At 45.4% G+C, this 20,250-nt stretch carries 13 protein-coding genes; 4 read left to right on the top strand and 9 right to left on the bottom strand.

The window, feature by feature from the left end:
* Positions 1 to 32 precede the first annotated feature (32 nt).
* The 7 genes from B5X68_RS21930 to B5X68_RS21900 all read right to left on the bottom strand — a co-directional run bounded on the left by B5X68_RS21930 (position 33) and on the right by B5X68_RS21900 (position 12,400).
* Complete coding sequence (locus B5X68_RS21930; RefSeq protein WP_082216924.1) at positions 33 to 1,013, bottom strand: Kelch repeat-containing protein; 981 nt, start codon at positions 1,011 to 1,013, stop codon at positions 33 to 35.
* A 144-nt stretch (positions 1,014 to 1,157) separates the two neighbouring features.
* Positions 1,158 to 2,537: a glucoamylase family protein gene (locus B5X68_RS21925; RefSeq protein WP_082216923.1), complete on the bottom strand. Its 1,380-nt coding sequence runs from the start codon at positions 2,535 to 2,537 to the stop codon at positions 1,158 to 1,160.
* Between the two features lie 25 nt (positions 2,538 to 2,562).
* Complete coding sequence (locus B5X68_RS21920; RefSeq protein WP_170916705.1) at positions 2,563 to 3,909, bottom strand: glucoamylase family protein; 1,347 nt, start codon at positions 3,907 to 3,909, stop codon at positions 2,563 to 2,565.
* Positions 3,910 to 3,970: 61 nt separating this feature from the next.
* Positions 3,971 to 4,798 (bottom strand): LamG domain-containing protein, encoded by an 828-nt coding sequence (locus B5X68_RS21915; protein ID WP_082216921.1) that lies wholly within the window; start codon positions 4,796 to 4,798, stop codon positions 3,971 to 3,973.
* 44 nt (positions 4,799 to 4,842) lie between these two features.
* Positions 4,843 to 6,345 (bottom strand): RagB/SusD family nutrient uptake outer membrane protein, encoded by a 1,503-nt coding sequence (locus B5X68_RS21910; protein ID WP_082216920.1) that lies wholly within the window; start codon positions 6,343 to 6,345, stop codon positions 4,843 to 4,845.
* A gap of 19 nt (positions 6,346 to 6,364) precedes the next feature.
* Positions 6,365 to 9,379 (bottom strand): SusC/RagA family TonB-linked outer membrane protein, encoded by a 3,015-nt coding sequence (locus tag B5X68_RS21905; RefSeq protein WP_082216919.1) that lies wholly within the window; start codon positions 9,377 to 9,379, stop codon positions 6,365 to 6,367.
* Positions 9,380 to 9,547: 168 nt separating this feature from the next.
* Positions 9,548 to 12,400: a triple tyrosine motif-containing protein gene (locus B5X68_RS21900; RefSeq protein ID WP_229208523.1), complete on the bottom strand. Its 2,853-nt coding sequence runs from the start codon at positions 12,398 to 12,400 to the stop codon at positions 9,548 to 9,550.
* Between the two features lie 68 nt (positions 12,401 to 12,468).
* Here B5X68_RS21900 and B5X68_RS21895 point away from each other — a divergent pair, with 68 nt between their 5' ends.
* Positions 12,469 to 13,845 (top strand): hypothetical protein, encoded by a 1,377-nt coding sequence (locus B5X68_RS21895; RefSeq protein ID WP_082216917.1) that lies wholly within the window; start codon positions 12,469 to 12,471, stop codon positions 13,843 to 13,845.
* Between the two features lie 102 nt (positions 13,846 to 13,947).
* Here the strand turns inward: B5X68_RS21895 and B5X68_RS21890 are convergent, their stop codons facing one another.
* Together B5X68_RS21890 and mdh are read right to left on the bottom strand one after the other, a co-directional pair.
* A complete protein-coding gene (locus B5X68_RS21890; RefSeq protein WP_229208522.1) occupies positions 13,948 to 16,740 on the bottom strand; it encodes a TonB-dependent receptor in 2,793 nt (930 codons plus the stop codon).
* 129 nt (positions 16,741 to 16,869) lie between these two features.
* Positions 16,870 to 17,796 carry a malate dehydrogenase gene (mdh, locus tag B5X68_RS21885; protein ID WP_082216916.1) on the bottom strand — a complete coding sequence of 309 codons (927 nt, stop codon included), beginning with the start codon at positions 17,794 to 17,796 and terminating at the stop codon, positions 16,870 to 16,872.
* 208 nt (positions 17,797 to 18,004) lie between these two features.
* Here mdh and B5X68_RS21880 point away from each other — a divergent pair, with 208 nt between their 5' ends.
* From B5X68_RS21880 to gatA, 3 genes are all read left to right on the top strand, one after another.
* Entirely contained in the window at positions 18,005 to 18,421 is a 417-nt protein-coding gene (locus tag B5X68_RS21880; protein WP_082216915.1) for a YkvA family protein, read from the top strand.
* Positions 18,422 to 18,490: 69 nt separating this feature from the next.
* A complete protein-coding gene (locus tag B5X68_RS21875; RefSeq protein WP_026631334.1) occupies positions 18,491 to 18,691 on the top strand; it encodes a Sec-independent protein translocase subunit TatA/TatB in 201 nt (66 codons plus the stop codon).
* A 90-nt stretch (positions 18,692 to 18,781) separates the two neighbouring features.
* A complete protein-coding gene (gene gatA, locus B5X68_RS21870) occupies positions 18,782 to 20,239 on the top strand; it encodes an Asp-tRNA(Asn)/Glu-tRNA(Gln) amidotransferase subunit GatA (protein WP_082217181.1) in 1,458 nt (485 codons plus the stop codon).
* The last annotated feature ends 11 nt before the right edge of the window (positions 20,240 to 20,250 follow it).

Raw genomic sequence — 20,250 nt, 5'->3', positions numbered from 1 at the left:
AAATATGTTTTCTTAATTGATTATATCAAACGTTATTTATCCAGAATTTCCATATCGTTCAGTTCAGGGCCGCCGCCTCTGTTCGCTGATCCGGCTGCGACATAAATTTTCTTGTTTAATGACACAGCCTGCGTCCCATGGCGTCCCTGATGCAATGAAGGCAACTTTTCCCATTTCTGGGTTTGCGTATTAAAGGCTTCCACCTCATTATGCGCCTCTACATGCGCGTCGCTTTCCCCACCGATGACGAGAATTTTGTTACCGTAAACAACCGTCGTGTTACCTGCGCGCAATGTAGGCAGGTTGTTAGCAGCGTCCATCGTTGACCATTTACCTGTTTTGAAATCATAAACATCAACCTCTTTGATAACCGTGTTTAAAACCTGATTAATGCGCGCGGTCGATAAGCGTCCTCCGGCAACGTATAACTTATTGTTTAAAACTGCAACTTGAACGTGATCTCTTGGTCTGGGTGCATCCGGGAGGGTTTTCCAGGTGTTTGCAGCCGGATCAAATTCATCAAACCAGGTCACTTGTCCATCCCAATGTCCGTCCTGAATGCCACAAACCAGATATATTTTATCATTCAAGACGAATGCACCTGCTGCCCCTCGCAAACGGTTCTCCGGAATGGCAGCACCTTTGCGCCACTCGTTTTTAACAGGATTGAAAATGTAGATATTTGGAATAGGCGTTTCATGCGGATAACCGCCGGTGAAAGCACCCAGAACGTAGATTTCATTTTTATACATAACGGCCTGAAAATGGGACATTTCCAAAGGCGTTTCTTTTAAATGCGACCAGGAGTCTTTCTTAAAATCATATTCGTCCACGGGTTTAATGCCGCGCCCACCCAGAAGATAGAGCTTTCCGTTGGCCGTCGCCATTGCATTTTCATGCCTTTTTTCGGGAAGGTTTTCCGGCTCTGAAACCTGCCAGATCTGTGCATCAGCAGATGGGATCAGAATGTTAAGAGCAACCAGGAATATGGAGATTTTTAGAGTTGCATTCATCTTATTAACGTTTGATGTGGGTTAGGGAAGTATTTTTCGATAAAATACCGGAGCCGAAAATATGCATTAAGGTACAAACATATTTTATAAAACAGAAAGACCAGCATAGGGCCGGTCTTTCTGTTAATTTTAGTGAATAATGGGTTAATTTTTGCGGCTTATTTCAAGTGCAGGGCTTTCAAATCCAAGTTTTTTAAGCCCTGTTTGCACGTCAGGATCTTTCATGAACAGTTTCCATAACAAGCCTGTTCTGTAATTTTCTATCATCACAATGATCGGGCCCTGGTCGATCGCGAGATGCGATTTGGCATACCAGTTCTGGCTTTCGTTGAATGCATCGGTAAATCCATATTCGCTCCAAATTTTATCGCCCAGATCATCGTAAAAATAGCGTAACGCTTTCATTGACTGCTCTGGCGTGTAAGGAAATGAGGATAGTGCCGCAGTAGGCGTTATGGTGCCAAAATCGTTCGTCGGAGAATGTGCATTATAGCCGTTATAAGTGTCGCTGGCCGTCAACCCCCAGCTATTTTCCCCATAACCTTTGAATTTGCCTGGGTTAGCAACACAATGTTTGTAGTTGATGATTGAATGATTCACATTCTGCTCCCAATAATCGGCATACTGGTCTTTCAATTTTCTTGGATCCAGGCCCAGGAATGAATAATGAGCAAAGAAAAGCGGCCCGCCATATTCAAAACCCAAGGGAAGTTTTACGCCATAATATTCCTTGCCATTTTTGAAATGGTCACTTTGCGCCCAGCATTTATTATAAACCTGCGCAGTGATCGGGTAGCGCGGCGAGGAAGCTGCCATCACGTAGGTTATCAATGTTTCGTTATAACCCCTTAATTCAAAATTCATGGCCCAGCCGTTATTTGGGCTCCAGTGCCAGTAAAGTTGGTTCGGGTTTCCCCGCGTATACCAATCCCATTCTGCTTCACTCCAAATCCACTGAATGCGGTTTCTTAAATCCCTTTCCACATCATTATCGCGGTCAAAATATTGTCTTGCGGCCAACATTCCCTGAAACAGAAAAGAGCTTTCCACCAAATCGCCACCATCATCTTTACGTCCAAATGGCACTATTTTGCCGGTTGCACCATTGAGCCAATGCGGAAAAATGCCGTGGTAATGATCCGCTTTTGATAAAAATTTCATCATTTTCAAAAGCCGGGCGGCTACGGAATCTCGTGGCTGCCATCCTCGTTCAGCAGCCACGATCATGGCCATAATGCCAAATCCTGTCCCGCCTGTCGTTACCACTTCGTCGCCGTAGTCGTAAGCAATGTTGCTTCGCTCGCGTGACATGCCGCTGACCGGGTGACCAAATTCCCAGAAATAACGAAATGTTTGCTTTTGGACTAATTCAAGCAATGCTGTATCGGATAGATTTCGCGGCCTCTCAGCGGGATTGAAAGCTGCCGGCTTAGTAATGTTGTTTTTTTTCTTTTGCCCAAAACTGTCATTCGCGGAAAGGAGCAGGAAAAACAGGCAGGAAAGGTAATAGCAGGATATCTTCATGATTTCGTTGATTAAATAACTTCTTTTAATTGAGGTTCGGACTGCTGAACCCAAGTTTCTTCATACCGGCCTTAATTTCCGGTGTACTCATAAAAAGCTTCCATGGCAAGCCGCTGCGGTAATTTTCGATCATAATGATGATCGGCCCCTGGTCAATTGCCAGGTAGGAGTCCGCCACCCATTGTTCTTTAATGGAAAAGGAATCGTAAAAGCCGTAATCGCCCCAAAGCTGGTCGCCGAGCTTGTAATAGAAATATTTCAAAGCCTGCATGGACTCGTCGGGAGTATACGGGAACGAGGAAAGTGCTGCTGTGGGCGCAATTACGCTTTTGTCATTAGTTGGAGAATTGGCATTATAACCGTTTGGAATGTCACAGGCAGTTAACCCCCAGCAACGGTCACTGTATCCAAAGTCATTGGGATCGGTTTTACAATAATTGTAGTTGATTAGGGCATGCGCCTTATTTTGGGTAAAATAATTGGTATACTGATCCGTAAGCCCGGTAGGATTGAGACCTAAAAATGAATATTGCGAGAAAAACAGCGGGCCGCCGGAAGGTTCGCCCAGCGGAAGCGCAACTCCATAGTAAGAGCTTCCATTTACAAAACTGCCATCATTGGTCCAGCCTTTATCATAGACAGTTTTAGGAATGGAATGTGTTGGCGATGAAGCCGCGAGTGCGTATGTGATCAGGCATTCGTTCCAGCCTTTAATCTGGTGGTTCATTTCCCAATTATAATTCGGGCTCCAATGCCAGTAAAGGACATTTTCAGTTGCTTTCCTAAACCAATCCCACTCAACGCCTTCCCAAATTGTGTTGATGTCTTTCCTTAATGTTGTTTCAGCTGGGTTTTCAGCGGAAAAATACTGGCGCGCCGTTAGTAGTCCCTGAACCAAATATGCGGTTTCAACCAAGTCGGCCCCATTGTCTTTTTGACTGAATGGCACCACAGCACCTGTTGCGCCATTGAGCCAATGTGGAAAAGCACCATGGAACTTTTGCGATTTGTCTTTCAGGAATGTCACCATTTTCTGCATCCTTTCCAGGCCTTCTTTTCGCGTGATAAATTTCCGTTCAATGGCGATCGGAATAGTCATTATGCCAAAACCGCTTCCGCCCGAAGTCACAACATCACCTGAGGAATGCCGCTCACGTGCAAGCCCGCTTACCGGATGCCCAAAATCCCAGAAGTATTTAAAAGTTTGCTTCTGAACAAGAGTGAGAAGCTCATCGTCAGAAATCAGAGGAAACTTATCGGTTGAATCACGCGAGTCAGGAGTCGATATTGGTCCTGATTTTTCCTTTTTATCGCATGCTGATAAAAAAAGTATGAGCAATAAAAAGCCGTGCTTAAGGAAGCCTCTGGTCATGACATTCGATTTGGGATAGGGAAAAAGGAGAGGAAATAACAGTTTTCCTCTCCTTTTGACATTACATTTTCTTTGTAAAAATTTCCGCGATCTCAGCGTCTGTGAGCGCTTTGGTATAAACCCGGAACTGGTCAAGCTTGCCGGTGTAATGCAGCATCCATGCATCAGCAGGGGCTTTTATGCCAATGTGTTGTTGAAATCCACCGAGTACAAATTTCGAAGCATTTGTCATTTTCAATGGTCCAAATGGCGCTTTGTCTTTCATAATGTTGGTCACAGACTCTGCAAGCGGCAATTTCTTTCCATCCACATAGGCAGCGAATTTGGAAGTTGTGCCATCATATGTATACGCTACATGCTTCCACTTTCCGTAAGCATTAGGCCATTTGTTCAGACCGTTAGCATTCTTTGTTCCGTCGAATGTGATCCAGTTTCCGGCAAAGTTGAATTTGACAAGCATAGAGTCACTTTTGGTATTGTTCCCCTCAATAATCATGAAGGTATTACCCCAAAAGTCTTCTGTATTAGGCAGCATAAAAACACTTTGCGCGCCGCCGTCGTGCTTGGCCGTATTCATCCAGAAAGCGATTGTGAAACTCTCCATGGTTGCGAGTTTGCCAGCAGAAGCATATTCAATCTGTCCCGTAGAGGAGCCCTGATATGCTTTTCCACTTATTCCGTCAACATACGATACGCCGGTTGCTACCCCGCGACTGCCCCATATGCTGTCGGTCGCAACGCCTTCAAAAGCCCACAAGCGTTGTAGCGGGCCGTTAAAAGACGGGTCATCATCAGACACTAAAACCAATTCAGGTCGGTCGAAATTCTGACATGAGAAAATGGTAACGGCTAAACCCAGAATCCATAGCCGGGATGATATATTTTTCATTTCTATGTGATTAATGTTGTTCAAAAACTGCGGTTACGCCACTATCAATATTCCGGATTTTGCACCAGCACACCACCCGATTTGTCTATTTCCGGACGTGGGATCGGCAGGTAGCGGTTACGGTTCTGGTAAAGATTTTTGCCCGCAGCATGTAACACATCCGCTGCAATTCCCCAGCGAACAATGTCGAAGAACCGTTCATTTTCCATCCCCAGCTCCACGCGTCTTTCCTTGCGGATAGCCTCTCTCAACTGAGCCTGATTTCGGGTAACAATTTTTGGCAAAATAGCCGCATTGGTGCCCCGTGCCCGTCCGCGCACCATTTCAAGCCATGCCAATGCATCTGTAATGTTTTGCTCACCACCCACTTCATTTGCTGCCTCAGCGGCCATTAGTAACACATCGGCATAGCGGATAATGCGTACATTCATCCATTGTCCGAAACGGCTTGCTGTGGCTTCGCGCGTTGCCGGATTTGTGTAAGTCTTTTTGTTCCAGTATGCTCTTGGAATGCTTGTAGTGGCTGGCGGCACATTTTCGTTATAAGGCGTGTTAACCTGTCCTGAATAAAGCAGCGTTGCATCTTTTCTTGGGTCACCTTTCTCGAAAGCATCGGCTAAGGACTTATTGGGCGTATTCCAGCCCCAGCCCAAATCCCAGGCTCCCGAACCTCTCACACCCTGGTGCATGGCATTTTCAATGCCCAGAGAAGTTTGGGTAATGGAATAAAATGCCTGCAACTCGAATACAGACTCTGAATTGTTCTCGCCAGTTTCCCTGAAAATGCTTGAGTAATCGCTCACAAGGGAATATTTGGCCGAGGAAATCACCTGTTTTGCAGCTGCCAATGCGGCGGGCCAGTTCTTACGCCACAAGTGCGTTTTTGCATGCAATGCATATGCGGCACCGCTTGTGAGCCTGCCAATGTATTTGGAATCCCAGGACACCGGAAGAAGAGCGGATGCTTCTGTCAAATCGGCGTCAATTAACGCAAATATTTCATTAACAGGGGATTTTGGAATGTTCGCCTCAGCCGATTCCCGCACTTTGAAGTCAATTTTAGGAACATCTCCGTAGGTTCTGGCCAGATTGAAATAGGCATAAGCACGCATAAATTTCGCTTCCGCCTTGTTAACCAATGTTCCCGCGTCAGCAGAACCAACCGAATCAATGTCAGAAATAACTGCATTGGCGGCAATGATCAATGCATAATGATCAGACCAATAGCTGTTTAGCAACCATTCATCCTGAGTATATTGAAAATTGTCGTAAAAACTTTCCTGTGCAACGCCGTCCGTAGTTGAGCTGCCTTTATCAGCGTCGTCGGAGCGGAAATTGTGGATGGCCAGATAGGGCATAGCGGAGACGCCAAAGCTGCGCATTTTGGCATAGACACCAAAAACCTGACTATCAAATGAACCAGCGGGAATGTCTTTTTCCACGTATCTTCCCAGGGGCTCACGATCCAGGAAGTCGCTGCAACCGGACAGAACCAGCAGGCTGAAAACCGTCAGGACTGAGATTTTATTTATTAATTCACTTTTCATATTCCAAAGAGATAAGATTTTAGAAATTCAGATTGATACCGAATGTGTAAATAACCGGAACGGGGTAGGTTCCGTTGTCCACACCAAAAGCAGTTGTGTTACCTCCGATTTCAGGTGTAAATCCAGTGCTGTTTGTAAATGTTTTCAAGTTTTGTGCATTCACATAAAGGCGTAGGGATTTCAGACGAAGGCTTTTCAGTGTCTGCGAGGTGAAATTGTAGCCAAGCTGCACATTCCTGATGCGGAAAAAGCTTCCGTCCTCAATCCAGTAGGATGAAGGCAGATAATTGTTGGCACGTGAAGTATTCAGAACAGGTTCCCAGTTGGAAGTGCCCGGCCCGTTCCAGCGACCCATTCTTTCAGTTTGATAGTTGAACTGTGCAAATGTGCTGCGGTTCCACTGGCGGAAAATTTCGTTTCCGTAAACACCATTCAAATCCACACCTACATCAAAACCTTTGTATTTCGCAGAAACTGATGCACCGTAAGTGAAGTCCGGGGTCGGATTTCCGATCAGAGTCCGGTCGGCCTCTGTGATAAAGCCATCGCCATTTACATCCTTGTATTTAATGTCCCCGGGCGAAACCTCACCGATGGAGCTTACAGGGGATTTGATAAATTCAGCCTCCGACTGGTAAATCCCATCATGCACATAACCCCAGAAATAACCGATCGGAAAGCCTTCTGTTGTGCGGGAAGCGCCGTTGATAATGTCATAGCCTTTGGTAGAAAGCTTTTGAACTTTGTTGTTAATGGTGGTTAAATTACCACTGATAGAGTAGGAGAAGTCGTCTGTTACATCCTGGTTCCAGGTTGCCGCGAATTCAAATCCATGGTTCCTGACCTCACCGAGGTTGCTTAGTCCAGGAATTGTGCCGGCTATTCCGGGCACAAGTACCAGAATGTCCTTCGTCAGTTTATTATAATAGTTTGCCTCAAACGACAATCGGTTTTTGAGCATGTTAAACTCAACACCACCTTCGTAGGCCAACACTTTTTCCCAGTGAAGATTTGGATCGGCTATGTATTCGTTTTGAAGACCTGCAACAATGTTTTCACCAAAAACGCCGGAATTTGCGGCTGTAAGCGTGGGATAAGCGGGATAGCGATATTTGTCATCGATGTTTTGGTTACCAAGCACACCATACGAGCCCTTAACCTTCAAGTAGTCGAAAACGCTTTGATTTTTGAAAAAATCCTCTTCACTAACTACCCATCCTAAGCCCACAGCACCGAAATCCTGCCATCTGCCTTTGCCGAGAAATGCAGAACTTCCGTCTTTACGATAAGAGGCATTCACAAGATATTTGCCTTTGTAATTGTAAAGGATACGTCCTAAATAAGAGAATGTTGCTGATTCCCAGGCCGATCCAGCGCCCGTTCTGGTTGCTGCGTCTCCTACATTGTCTGTATACCAAAAACGCGGGTCATTCGGAATCGGGAAGCTGCTTCCTTGTCTCACGGTCGAAGAAGTTTCTTCAAAACCCCTGTAATAAGTAGTTATACCGCCCAAAACCGTCAGATCATGGTCGCCAAAAGCTTTCTTATAGGTGAGCAAATAATCCTGCTGCAGTTTCGGAAAAATGTTCTGTTTCTGATTAACAATCGTTTGTCTCACGACCGCATCCGTTTTGTCTTCGCCGACGATTTCAGGATTGTAAACATTAACAAGCGGCTGGTAGTTGCGGATGGTGTTGAAACCATAATCCGCATAAAGTGACGCCCTGAATGTGAGGTCTTTCAGAAAAGTAAGTTCACCGTAGATGCTTCCTACCGCCCTGTATTCTCTCAAAATCTCCGTACGCTTCTGCAACTCTACGTCTACTAGCGGGTTGTAAACCTGTGCACGCTGGAAGTCGGGCAATGTGTGATAGAGGCCATATTGATCATTAAAGACCGGCGCAATAGGCGCAGCGAGAATGGCGCCACCCACATTTTTCTTTTTATCTCCAAACGGTGTCGCACGATAGCCGCTGAATGTTATTCCGAATTTCAGGTTTTTGTTCACCTGAAGTTCGTCGTTAATGTTTAACGTCAGTTTTCCATATTTTTCGTGCTTGATAATCCCTTCTTCCTGTACAGTTCCTATGCCCATATAGAAGCGGTTTTTCTCCGTCGCGCCTGAAATGCTGATGTTATTATAGTTCAGGAAACCATTCTGAAAAATCTGATCCTGCCAGTCTGTGTCACCCGTCCAGTTTGTGTAATTATACGGCGCACTGCCCTGATTGGACAGCTGTTCATTGTAAAGCTCTTTAAACTGTGCCGCATTGGTCATGCTGATGCGGTCCGCGACCTGCTTGATGCCGACGGATGAGTTGAAATTTACATTTAACTGACCTGCTTTCGCTTTTTTGGTAGTAACTGCAATTGCTCCATTAGCGCCTCTTACCCCGAAAATAGCCAGTGAAGACGGGTCTTTCAAAACCTCGATAGATTCGATATCAGCGGGGTTAATGAAGTTAATGTTGTCATTCAGGATCCCGTCGACAATGTATACGGGCTTGACACCATTAATGGAGTTTGTTCCCCGGATACGCACGTCCGGTTCTTCACCCGGGCGACCTGAGTTCACAACGGACAGACCCGCGACTTTTCCCTGTAATGATGTAATAGGGTTCGCAGAAGGCTTGTCCGCAATCTCGGCACCTTTAATGGTGACAATAGAGCCGGTGAGATCCCGCTTGCTGGCCGTGCCGTAACCGATCACCACAACTTCGCCCAATGCCTTTGCATCTTCTACCAGAGCCACATTGATGGTGGTTTGCGTACCAACCGGTATTTCCTGCGCAGTCATGCCGATCATTGAAAACACCAAAACGGATTGGGGCGATGGAACTTTGATTGCATAATTCCCCTCTGCATCGGTCGGAACTCCCGTGGTTGTTCCTTTTATGAGCACACTGGCGCCGGGAAGTATGGAGCCATCAGAACCTGACGTGACTTTTCCTGACACACTAATTTCCTGCCCATAGCTTATGAAGCTGCCAGACAGGAAAACGATCATGTACAGTAATCGTACAATAGTTTTCATTAGGTTATAATTTGGTTGATTGAATTATTATAAGATTTAATTGTCTTCAAATTTAAGTTCCAAGACAAGCAGGAATCAAATAATAGACTACATCACCACTACATCAATGAGAATAATGCAAGGATTTTTGGAATTAAAGAAGGTTTGTAGCGGATAAGTACAATGAGGCTAAATATCCATCATGAATTGGACAAGATTGCTGTCCATGCCCAATCCCAGCTTTTTCCGCAGTCGGTAGCGCTTTATTTCTACACCTCTGATGGAGATTCCCAGGACCGGGGCCATTTCTTTTGTTGAAAGATTCATGCGCAGGCAAGCTGCAAGACGTAGTTCGGAGGGGGAAATTGTGGGAGCTATTTGACGTAGCCTTTTGAAAAACTGTTCATGGACTTCGTCGAAGTTTTGTTCAAAAAGCGTCCAGTCGTCCTTACCAGCCACATTGCGCTCAATGCTGTGCAGTAATTTTTGATAATGAATGTTGGGCAATTGCTGGCCCATTTCGGCTTTCACTTGTTTCAACTCGTCCCGGATTTCTTCGAGGATCTCGTTTTTCCGCACCACATTAATCGCAATGTTGCTGAGCTGCTGACTTTTACTTTGAATGTCACTCTGCAACTTTTCATTCTGGATCTGCATAATTTGCCTTTCGCTGGCGAGCCGCTGCTGGCGAAGCTTTTCTTCCTGTTCCTGCATAAGCCTGTTCCTGTGCCTGCGAAGACGCTTCTCCTGATACAATATTAACCCAAGAAAAACCAGGCCTATCAAAGCAATAAAGACGATCTTTGCAATCAACGTCTCGCGCCAAAATGGCTGGACGCTGAAATTGTAGGATGTAATGCGATCATTCAGACTGCTCCTAACTTCAAAAACATATTTCCTCGATTCCAGGTTGGTAAATTCTACAAAATTCTGGTCTGTCCATTCAGACCATTGATCCGAGAGTCCCCGAAGCCTGTATTTGTATTGTGTACTCTGCCCGTAAACAGGCAGGGCAAAGTTGATGCGCAGCGACCGAACATTCGACGGGAGCGCCGGTTTTCCTGAAATGCTAAAAGATTGGGACAAATTCCTGAGGTTGGCAACCTTTCTAACAATGGGTGATGCGGGAGGTTCAATGTTTTTGGCACCCGATGCGCGGTTATACAGAGCGTAACCATTATCCAGGCAGAAAAAATAGTAGTCTTCGGACACTGGAATTACGGTTTCGCTATTGCGAATGAGCGCCAGCGGCAAATTATGGATCTGGTTGTCAGATGAATAATAGGTTATTCGATTAATAAAAACTTTGAACCAGTCGCCATTAACACCTGTACGAACTTTAAATGTTTCGTCTTCATCCGTTTGCGCAAAAGCGGCTGATGTTTTCAGCTTGTTATTTGCATCAGGTTCAAGAAAAACCGAGCCGGAACGCACATATAAGTGATTTTTCCATGGCATTATTTCTACTGCAAATTCCCCCGGCAGATCCGCAGGAGCTTTGAATTCTTTCCATTGATAAGCGGAGTCGAGCGCAGGCGTGAGTTTGGCCATAAATAAGCCTCTGTATGCATGTCCAAGCCAGAAAGCGCCTTTTTGATCCCGGACGATCTGCCTGACCGGGATGGGCGGAATGCCTTTAACCGGATAAGCGTAAGCCCATTGCTGCTGACTATTCTTCTTATAAACGTGCAAACCATTATAAGAACCTTGTAACAGAAGCGACTCATTCCCCGACTGAATCGGCAACATGACCCAGCCGCCTGTAATGTTAGAAAGTTTGGTAATGCCCTTTTCATCAATGCGGTAAGTGGCATCATTGTGACCACAGATAAGCTGATCGTTAAAAACTTGCAAGTTCCAGGTTTGTCCTTCCAGGCCAGCGACAGGTTTGAAAGGTTCTGTGGAAAGCCATTTTTTTACAAAAACCCCTTTGTTTGACCCCACATACAGTTTACCCCGCCAGATTGCCGCGGCGTAAGTAGAGCCGAGCGGATTATCATTGGTTTGATAAGAAATGACGGGTGAAGACATTTTAATCATATCAATTCCCTGATCCAGCCCAATCCAGAGCTGTTTACGCCGGTCCTCTGTAAGTGCCAACACCGTGTTATTCTGCAATCCGGTCTCCTTGTTAAAATGATATTTAAGTTTTCCGTTCTTTTCGATGACATACACGCCGGACTGAATTGTTCCGAAAACGAGGCTGCTGTCTTGTTTCAGCATGATAGCCCTGTTAATAATGTTGGTTTTGAGCTCCTCCGAAAGTGGAATGTTCCAGGGAGTGAGTACGCCGTTTTTCCATAAAAATAGGCCATGTTTGAATGTAGTGATCAGTATCTGGCCATTAGAAAATGGCAAAATGGCTGAAACAATTACCGGCGAAAGTGGCTCTGTGCCCGCAAGCTTTTCAAATCTTTCGCCTTTAAGCTCGTAAAGTCCTTTCCCAATAGTTGGCAGGAAAAGGCGGTTTTGCACATATCTCAAAAACATGAAATTCCCCGGTGTTTTAAGCTCAATGAGGTTTTGCCCGTCGTAGCGATAAATTCGGGAGAAGGACTGGAAGTAAATGTGCGCGGGCGTCTTGGTAATGTGCCAGATCTCTTCCGTTTTGAGGCTGGCGAAGTTTGCGCGCTTGCTGAGAGAGTAATATTTTAGCTGTCCGTCCAATTCTTTTTTCCAATACCCAAACTCCGAAAAGCCGCCCACATAAATGCGCTGCTCTCTGGAAATATCTTTTTTCAAAACCTTCCCCATAGGCGCAGTGGGAACGGTTTCGTCGCAGAGCACCGTCCTTACTATCTGCCTGTCGGGCAATGGATAAAGCTTCCAGGCGGCTCCGTCGTATTCCATGAGGCCATCTGAATTTGCGGCGTAAATGATCTGGTCGGAAGTTTGATCAATGGCCCAATTCTGGTTGTGTGCTTTGTAAAGTGAAGAGGAATAATTAATCAGCGGAGGGGTTTCCTGGGCCTTTGTACCAAATATGATTGTAAAAAAAAGGAGTAAAGCAGTCCCCAGGTCAGCCTTATATTTTTTTGTCAAATGTAAAAAAGGGTAGTGTGTCATCTTTTTAATGCGCTATTCGCTATTGAAAACTATAACGTCAGTAAATGAAAAAAGTACTTTCTCTGATCCTGCTTTCCTCATCTGTTGCCATGGCGCAAGTCAAGCCATCCGATGATAATACAAAGAATGATATTCGCTACAATCTTAACGATTCCGGCTCACATTATGTGAAATTCACATTTACCAATCAAACCTGGCTGCGCTTTGATGAAAGTAACCCGGGAACTACGGTTTTAGGCGATCCTAAATCCAACACTTTTGATATCGGCCTGCGCCGGACGCGTGTGCAATTATTTGGCCAAATTACTGACCGCATCTTTTTTTACACGCAGTTCGGAATGAACAATTTTAATAAGGTGAGCGCATTCCCGGCCTATAATAATGCGGGAACGCCGAGTAACCGAAAGATCGCAGCTTTTTTTCATGACGCTTTGGGCGAATATGAAGTGCAGCGAAAAGGCACCAACTTTATCCGTTTCGGAGGCGGACTCACTGTGGTGAATGGTCTTTCCCGTTTTTCTCAACCCAGCATCGGGACCATTATGACGATGGACGTCCCGGTTTTTGCGCAGGCGACAGTTGATCAAACAGATCAATTTTCCAGAAAATTGAGTGTTTATAGCCGTGGTCAGATCGGTAAATTCAATTATCGCATTGACGTTGCCGACCCTTTCCCGATTGAAACCAACGGCGCTGTTCCACCCGCATTGGGTCAGAATTCAGTTTTCTCACAACGTAAAAATCACAAGCAGTTCCAGGGTTTATTGATCTACAATATTTTCGACACCGAGGACAACACTACGCCGGGTTACATGACCGGCACATATTTGGGAAAGCGGAAAGTCCTGAACATTGAAGCGGGCATTATTTCCCAGAAAAACGCGACCTGGCGCAGGGAAAATGCGGACACGGTGCACAACGATATGACGCTGTGGTCTGTGGCAGCATTCATGGATATGCCATTGAATAAGGATAAAGGAACAGCGGTTTCGGCCTATGTGGGCTATTTTAATACGGATTATGGCAAAGGTTACCTGCGTTATAACGGGATCATGAATCCCGCAACCGGCACTACGCAACCGATCCCGGGTGTGGGTGCCACGCAAGGCAATGCTTATCCTATGTTCGGAACGGGAAGCGTTGTGTATGCGCAGGCAGGCTATAAGTTTAAAGATGGTTTGCTCGGAAGCCAAGGCACGTTAATGCCCTATGCTTCGTTGCAACGAGCTGATTATGAACGCTTGAATGATGCTTTGAACGTGTATAATGTTGGTGTAAACTGGCTTATCAAAGGACACACCGGCAAAATCTCGCTCAATTACGAGAACCGGCCAGTCTATCGCGCCAGCACGCTAGCGAATGAACTGGATGCATACACGCGACGCGGGACATTTGTATTGCAGTATCAGATTTCGATTTAATGTATTTTGAATAAAAAATGTCATCAATGCAGAAAAACAAATTGCCGCATTGATGACATTAAACAATACCCGTCATCTTAAGATGACGAAAAAATTACATTCCTAAAAAATGAAATTCACACGCGCAAAAATATAGCGGCCATTCACGCCCATTTGCTGCACACGACGGGAATAGACAAACCGCCCCAGGCTAACATTACCCGAATGGTTGTGTTTTTCCTGATACACGTCAAACACATTATTGGCCCCGATGGAAAGATTAAATCCCTTCACAAGGTCATAATTGATTGCAACATCGGTAACAATTTTTGCATCAAAAGTCTGATCCAAAGTCTCTTTCTGCCCCGTTAGGGTGTTGACAGGCCAGGTGTCCGGCTTGGTTGGGTCAATGGTTGGATCCCAGTAAGCTACCTCGCCAAAACGAACGCCGCGTAACATTATCCCGAATTTTCCAGCCTTATAATTGATGGTCAGGCTTTGCTTGTTTTTCGGACTGGCGATCTCAAAACGGCTCAAATCCTCCCGGTTAAAGTAAGTGTTCACCTGGCCGGTTTGTTCCAGAATCTCGGAAGCATGGATAATCGGCTTGCCGCTTGCGTCTTTTTTAACCTTGTTTTGAATAAATGTTCCTGCCAAAACAGCTCTTAATGACTGATTCTGGCCGACTTTGGTGTTGTAAGACAAAACACCTTCGAGACCGCGGGATCTGGTATCCACGGCATTCGAGAAAAAATTTGCCGTTGTTGCATTGGCCGCCGCGAGTTGTGCTTTCAATGCAGCGTTTCCTCCATCACTGAAATTATTGGTCAATACAATGCGGTCGTCAATGTCAATCTGATATGCATCAACGGTCAGTTCAAAAGCATTATTGAGCTGAATGGTTGTACCTACTGTGAAGCTTTGCGAAGTTTCCTGTTTCAACTTGGGAATGCCCAAAATTTCTGCCGGTCTGCTGTCATTCGTAAAAGTCCCGCTTTCCTGTGCCACTTGCTGACCGTTTTGCGTAACAAACAGTGTATTCGTTTTTGCATAATATTTCTGTTGCAGCGACGGGGCTCGGAAACCGGTGCTGGCCGATGCACGCAGCGCTATGCGGTCGGTGATTTTATAACGCGTGGAAACTTTGTAGTTTAATGTATTCCCAAAATCGGAGTAATTTTCAAAGCGCAATGCTGCGCTCAGCACCCAGGCTTTGGTAATGTCTTGTTCCAGGTCAATGTATCCGGCTACGCTGCTCCTGGAATGTGATCCGGCATTTTGCGGAAAAAAGCCCGAGAACACCTGCGCGCCTGCGGCCACGCCCGCAGCCACGTCGTAATTTTTATATGAAGCTTCTTCTCCGGCCGTAATTGTGTATTTATCTGTCCGCTGTTCTGCTCCAAGCGCTACATTAAGGCCATATAAAACATCGAATTTTCTGCCAAAATCAAGATTAATCGTGTTTTGCGAAAAAGCATTGCCACCCGCTTTGAACCGAGTTTGAAAGTTGTTCGTCGTGACGGCCTGTGTATAGTTTACAGAATTTGAGATTTCGTAATCAAAATCATTTTTACCAAAAGTGTTGCTCAGGTCAAACTTCCATTGTCCAATTGTGCCGCGAAAACCAGCTGATGCGGAAATGTCCGTCACATCGCTATTAATTTCTGGTAAAAAACCATTGGGATAAACCGCGAAAACATTGTCACGAACCACCGCCGGAATGCCATTGGGATATCTGTAAAAACCAGCAGCATTGCCTTTCTTGTTGTTATATCCTCCAAAAGCATAAACGTCCAATTTGGCAGAGACCGGAATGTTGGCATTCAAAACAACGCCACCACCTTTCACTTTAGAGTTCCCGATCCGCATATCAAATGTGTTGCGATCAAGACCTCTTTCGCCCATAACCTGGTCGTCAATTACGTTACCATTAACTGCCGGGAAAATTTGCCCGGTGTAAGTACCCGTTCTGTTCGTTGCTTCGCGGTTCACATATTCGCCCGTAATGTTGACAAATCCTTTATCGCCGATTTTCAAACCATAATTAATGCCAACTTGCGCTGTTCCACCGTCCGAGACATTTACAGATTCGTCCGCACCACTATTAAGGATGTAATTTTTGTCATAGCTGGTCACATTTTGCCCATAAGAAACATTGCCGCTCAATCCGGCTCTGGTTTTGAGAATAATGTTGATCACGCCGGCGATGGCATCGGAGCCGTATTGTGCTGCCGCGCCATCCCGCAGAATTTCAATTTTGTCAACCGCTGTGGCTGGAATTGCGTTAAGGTCTGTTCCCACGGTTCCACGGTTCACGGTTCCGTTTACATTAACGAGCGATGATTGATGCCTTCTTTTTCCATTGACCAACACCAAAACCTGATCCGGGCCAAGCCCTCTTAACTGGGCAGGGTCAATGTGGTCGGAGCCGTCTGAAATAGTCTGGCGGGACGATTGGAAAGATGGGGCAATGTAAGTAAGGATTTGGTTAATGTCCACCTGCCCGACATTGTTCGTGATCTGGGACACCGGGATAATGTCTACCGGAACGGGGGAATCGATGCGGGACCGGCCGCCACTTCGGGAACCGGTAACGACTATTTCGCTTAAAATTTCTGATGATTCGGCAAGGGATTCATTCAGGGTGAGGGTTTCTCCGGCCCGAACATTTGCCGGGATAATTTTTGGTGTGTATCCTATAAATGAAACCACAATGTTGTAGGAGCCTTCGGCAACATTTAAAGAAAAGTCTCCATTCGCGTCGGTAACCGTTCCGTTGTTCGTTCCCTGAACAAGTATTGAAACGCCCGGCAGCCCCGAGCTGGTTTTTTCGTCTGAAATTTTGCCTTTAATGCCCTGAGAAAGAGCGGCAAGCGACATCAACAGACTGGTGAGTACAACTAAAATAATCTTCATAGTAATGTGTTTAAATGATGAATGGTTTTTAGTCTATACGTACATTTTCATGCCACGTCACAAACAAATTAAAATAAAAAACCCGCCCGGAATTTCCGGGCGGGTTCTCACCAAAAGTTTGAATCTAATTTACAGGCTCAACGCGCCATTCATAGACCTAACAGCCTCTGCCGATTTTTCAAAAGCAGCTTTTTCTGAATCCGTTAATTCAAGTTGAATGATCTTTTCCCAGCCTTTTCTTCCCAACACAACCGGAACACCCATACAAATATCATTTTGGCCATATTCGCCATCCAGATAAACGCTGCATGGAACAATGCGTTTCTGGTCGCGGACGATGCTTTCAACCAAAAGCAAAGTTGCCGCACCCGGCGCATACCAAGCCGAAGTTCCGATCAGTTTCGTTAAAGTTGCGCCGCCTACCATCGTGTCTGCCGCTACTTTTTCCAGTTCGTCTGTGGAAAGGAAATTGCTTACCGGAAGACCGTTATAAGTTGCCAGTCTGGTCAATGGGATCATGGTTGTATCACCGTGGCCGCCTATCACCATTCCGTGAATATCCAGCGGAGATGCGTTCATAGCCAGGGCAAGGTAGGTTTTGAAACGTGCACTATCCAAAGCACCGCCCATGCCGATCAGTTTTTCTTTTGCTATGCCGGATTCTTTCAGCGCCAGGTAAGTCATTGTATCCATAGGGTTGGAAACAACGATAATGATGGCATCAGGGGAATATTTAAGAATATTTTCAGTAACACCTTTCACGATTCCTGCATTGATCCCGATCAGTTCCTCTCGCGTCATACCAGGCTTACGTGGCAAGCCCGAAGTGATCACGACCACATCGGAACCCTTGGTTTTTTCATAGTCATTGGTTGAGCCTACGGGCTTGGTATTGAAGCCCAGCAAAGCTGCTGTCTGGTACATATCCAGCGATTTTCCTTCGCTTACGCCTTCCTTTATATCCAGTAAAACGACCTCCTCAGCCAACTCACGACGAATAATATTATCGGCAGTAGTTGCACCAACGGCGCCTGCACCCACAACAGTAATCTTCATAAAGAAATATGGTTAATTGTATAGAAATTAATGCTTTTTAAATTTTCTCCTAAAAGTAGGACACATAATTTGTTTAAACCAAGCGTAATGTGATTTTTTGCCTGAAAAGTCTTGGGCTCGATCCAAAATGCAATTTTTTGCGTATCTTAATAGTTATATCGGCATTATAAACCACTTTTTCTTGCTATATATAATGAATAACGAGTCAATGATATCAAGGATTTTGAAGTCAATTTTTTTCAGAAAGGCAACAGGGAAGGCTGGCCGGTATGTGCAGAGCTCGGCACGGCTGTTTGAGTTGGCGAAGGATGTAATGGGCAAAATGAACCGGGTAGGATTCAAAGAAAACCTGGCCGAAGTGACCACCAGCGTTCAGCTGCTGATCCGAATGGTGAGAGCCTACGCTTCCGGAGAATATAAGGGCTTACCATGGAAAAGTCTTATTTCGATCGTCGCCGTTTTGATTTATTTTGTATCGCCAATTGACCTGATTCCGGACTTTCTGCCGGGAATTGGTATCACGGATGACGTAGCTTTGATTGTCTGGCTGATCAAAACAATGGGTAGCGATATTGCAAAATTCAGCCAGTGGGAAAAGAGTGAAAAAACAATTAACATAGGATAAAACAGAACCGTTTAGTAGTTTCTGTAGAAAAGAATTTTTATTTTTGTAAACATTAAAAAAGAAACAGACATGGAATCAGTAACCGTTTTGGCATTTATGGGATTAGGTGGACAAGAAATCTTTTTGGTTGCCTTGTTCGTTTTACTTTTCTTCGGTGCGAAGAAAATTCCTGAGTTGATGCGCGGTTTGGGGCAAGGTATCAATGAGTTCAAGAACGCTACTAAAGACGTTAAGGAAAATATTGAAAAAAGTATGGAAGACCCCAAATAGCGCTTCCATCTTATCGAAGTTATAACAGAGCCTTTAAGGGTATACTTAATGGCTCTGATTCTTTATTTACAACCCCACAAAAGAATTACATTGAAAGAGTATCTGACGCTGGCCGAGATTCAGGAAGATTTGCGTGGAGGCGATTTGACATGCGTCAAGTTAGTAAGTCATTATTTACAGAATATAGAGTCTAATCAACACCTGAATGCATTCGTTGAAGTTTATGCAGACGAAGCCAGGGAAGCGGCCATCGCGGTTGATGAGAAAATAACCAACGGGACTGCCGGAAGGTTGGCCGGACTGGTTATCGGGCTCAAAGATGTGCTTTCGCATAAAGGACACGGTTTGCAGGCCGGAAGTCAAATTCTAAAAAATTACCAGGCACCATTTAATGCTACGGCTGTTCAGCGGTTGCTGGATGAAGATGCCATTGTCATCGGACGTCAGAATTGTGATGAATTCGCAATGGGTTCGTCCAATGAGAATTCTTCATTCGGTCCTGTGCTGAATGCCGCTGATCCTACCAAAGTGCCGGGCGGATCTTCCGGTGGTTCCGCAGTTGCAGTGCAAGCGGGCTTGTGCCATGCTTCTCTGGGCAGCGACACGGGCGGTTCCGTGCGTCAGCCTGCGGCTTTTTGTGGAGTTATTGGTGTGAAACCATCCTATGGCAGGATTTCAAGATATGGCTTGATTGCCTACGCATCATCATTTGACTGCATTGGCCCGATTACAAAGAGCGTTGCAGATGCTGCTTTGCTCATCGAAATTATGGCCGGAGCTGACAATTTCGACAGCACAGTTTCTGTGAATGAAGTGCCAGCTTATTCCAGAAACCTGGAATGGTCAGGCAAAGCCAGGATCGGATATATTCGTGAAAGTGTTGAAAGTGAAGCGATAGCGCCCGACATTCGGCAACAGACTTCTGATTTGCTTAACCGTTTACGGGCGGAAGGACATGAAGTTACGCCAGTGGAAATTCCTTTGGTGGATTCGCTGCTTCCTACTTATTATATATTGACTACTGCTGAGGCAAGTTCCAATTTATCCCGCTTCGACGGTGTCCGTTATGGCCACAGAAGTGCCGAAGCATCGGATTTGGAGAGTTTATACAAAAAGACCCGCACCGAAGCTTTCGGCAATGAAGTGAGGAGAAGAATACTGCTGGGGACTTTTGTTCTGAGCGCAAATTATTATGATGCATACTATACCAAAGCGCAGCGCGTTAGAAGATTAGTGCAAGAGGAAACAAGCCGGTTTTTTGAGCAGTTTGACTTCCTTATTTCACCGGTAACGCCAACTACCGCTTTTACAATCGGGGAAAAGACGGAAGATCCGTTGCAAATGTATCTGGCTGATATTTTCACAGTGCAGGCAAATGTGGTGGGAAATCCGGCTGTGGCGGTGCCTAACGGATCTGATGAAAACGGGATGCCTATTGGAATTCAGATAATGGCTCCTTATTTTGGTGAGCTAAAAATGCTGGCATTTGCTCAATATTTAACAGAATTGAACAGAAAGTCGGCCGCTATATTGAATACAAATCATTGAGGATCAGGAAA

Source organism: Dyadobacter psychrophilus, from assembly GCF_900167945.1.
Taxonomy (GTDB): Bacteria; Bacteroidota; Bacteroidia; order Cytophagales; family Spirosomataceae; genus Dyadobacter; species Dyadobacter psychrophilus.
The sequence above is the reverse complement of the archived record's forward strand: the minus strand, read 5'-3'. Positions and strand labels throughout refer to the sequence as shown.

Excerpts from the sequence above, each read along its gene's own strand:
- B5X68_RS21930 (WP_082216924.1), bottom strand. The coding sequence starts at position 1,013 with ATGAATGCAACTCTAAAAATCTCCATATTCCTGGTTGCTCTTAACATT.
- B5X68_RS21925 (WP_082216923.1), bottom strand. The coding sequence starts at position 2,537 with ATGAAGATATCCTGCTATTACCTTTCCTGCCTGTTTTTCCTGCTCCTT.
- B5X68_RS21920 (WP_170916705.1), bottom strand. The coding sequence starts at position 3,909 with ATGACCAGAGGCTTCCTTAAGCACGGCTTTTTATTGCTCATACTTTTT.
- B5X68_RS21915 (WP_082216921.1), bottom strand. The coding sequence starts at position 4,798 with ATGAAAAATATATCATCCCGGCTATGGATTCTGGGTTTAGCCGTTACC.
- B5X68_RS21910 (WP_082216920.1), bottom strand. The coding sequence starts at position 6,345 with ATGAAAAGTGAATTAATAAATAAAATCTCAGTCCTGACGGTTTTCAGC.
- B5X68_RS21905 (WP_082216919.1), bottom strand. The coding sequence starts at position 9,379 with ATGAAAACTATTGTACGATTACTGTACATGATCGTTTTCCTGTCTGGC.
- B5X68_RS21895 (WP_082216917.1), top strand. The coding sequence starts at position 12,469 with ATGAAAAAAGTACTTTCTCTGATCCTGCTTTCCTCATCTGTTGCCATG.
- B5X68_RS21890 (WP_229208522.1), bottom strand. The coding sequence starts at position 16,740 with ATGAAGATTATTTTAGTTGTACTCACCAGTCTGTTGATGTCGCTTGCC.
- mdh (WP_082216916.1), bottom strand. The coding sequence starts at position 17,796 with ATGAAGATTACTGTTGTGGGTGCAGGCGCCGTTGGTGCAACTACTGCC.
- B5X68_RS21880 (WP_082216915.1), top strand. The coding sequence starts at position 18,005 with ATGATATCAAGGATTTTGAAGTCAATTTTTTTCAGAAAGGCAACAGGG.
- B5X68_RS21875 (WP_026631334.1), top strand. The coding sequence starts at position 18,491 with ATGGAATCAGTAACCGTTTTGGCATTTATGGGATTAGGTGGACAAGAA.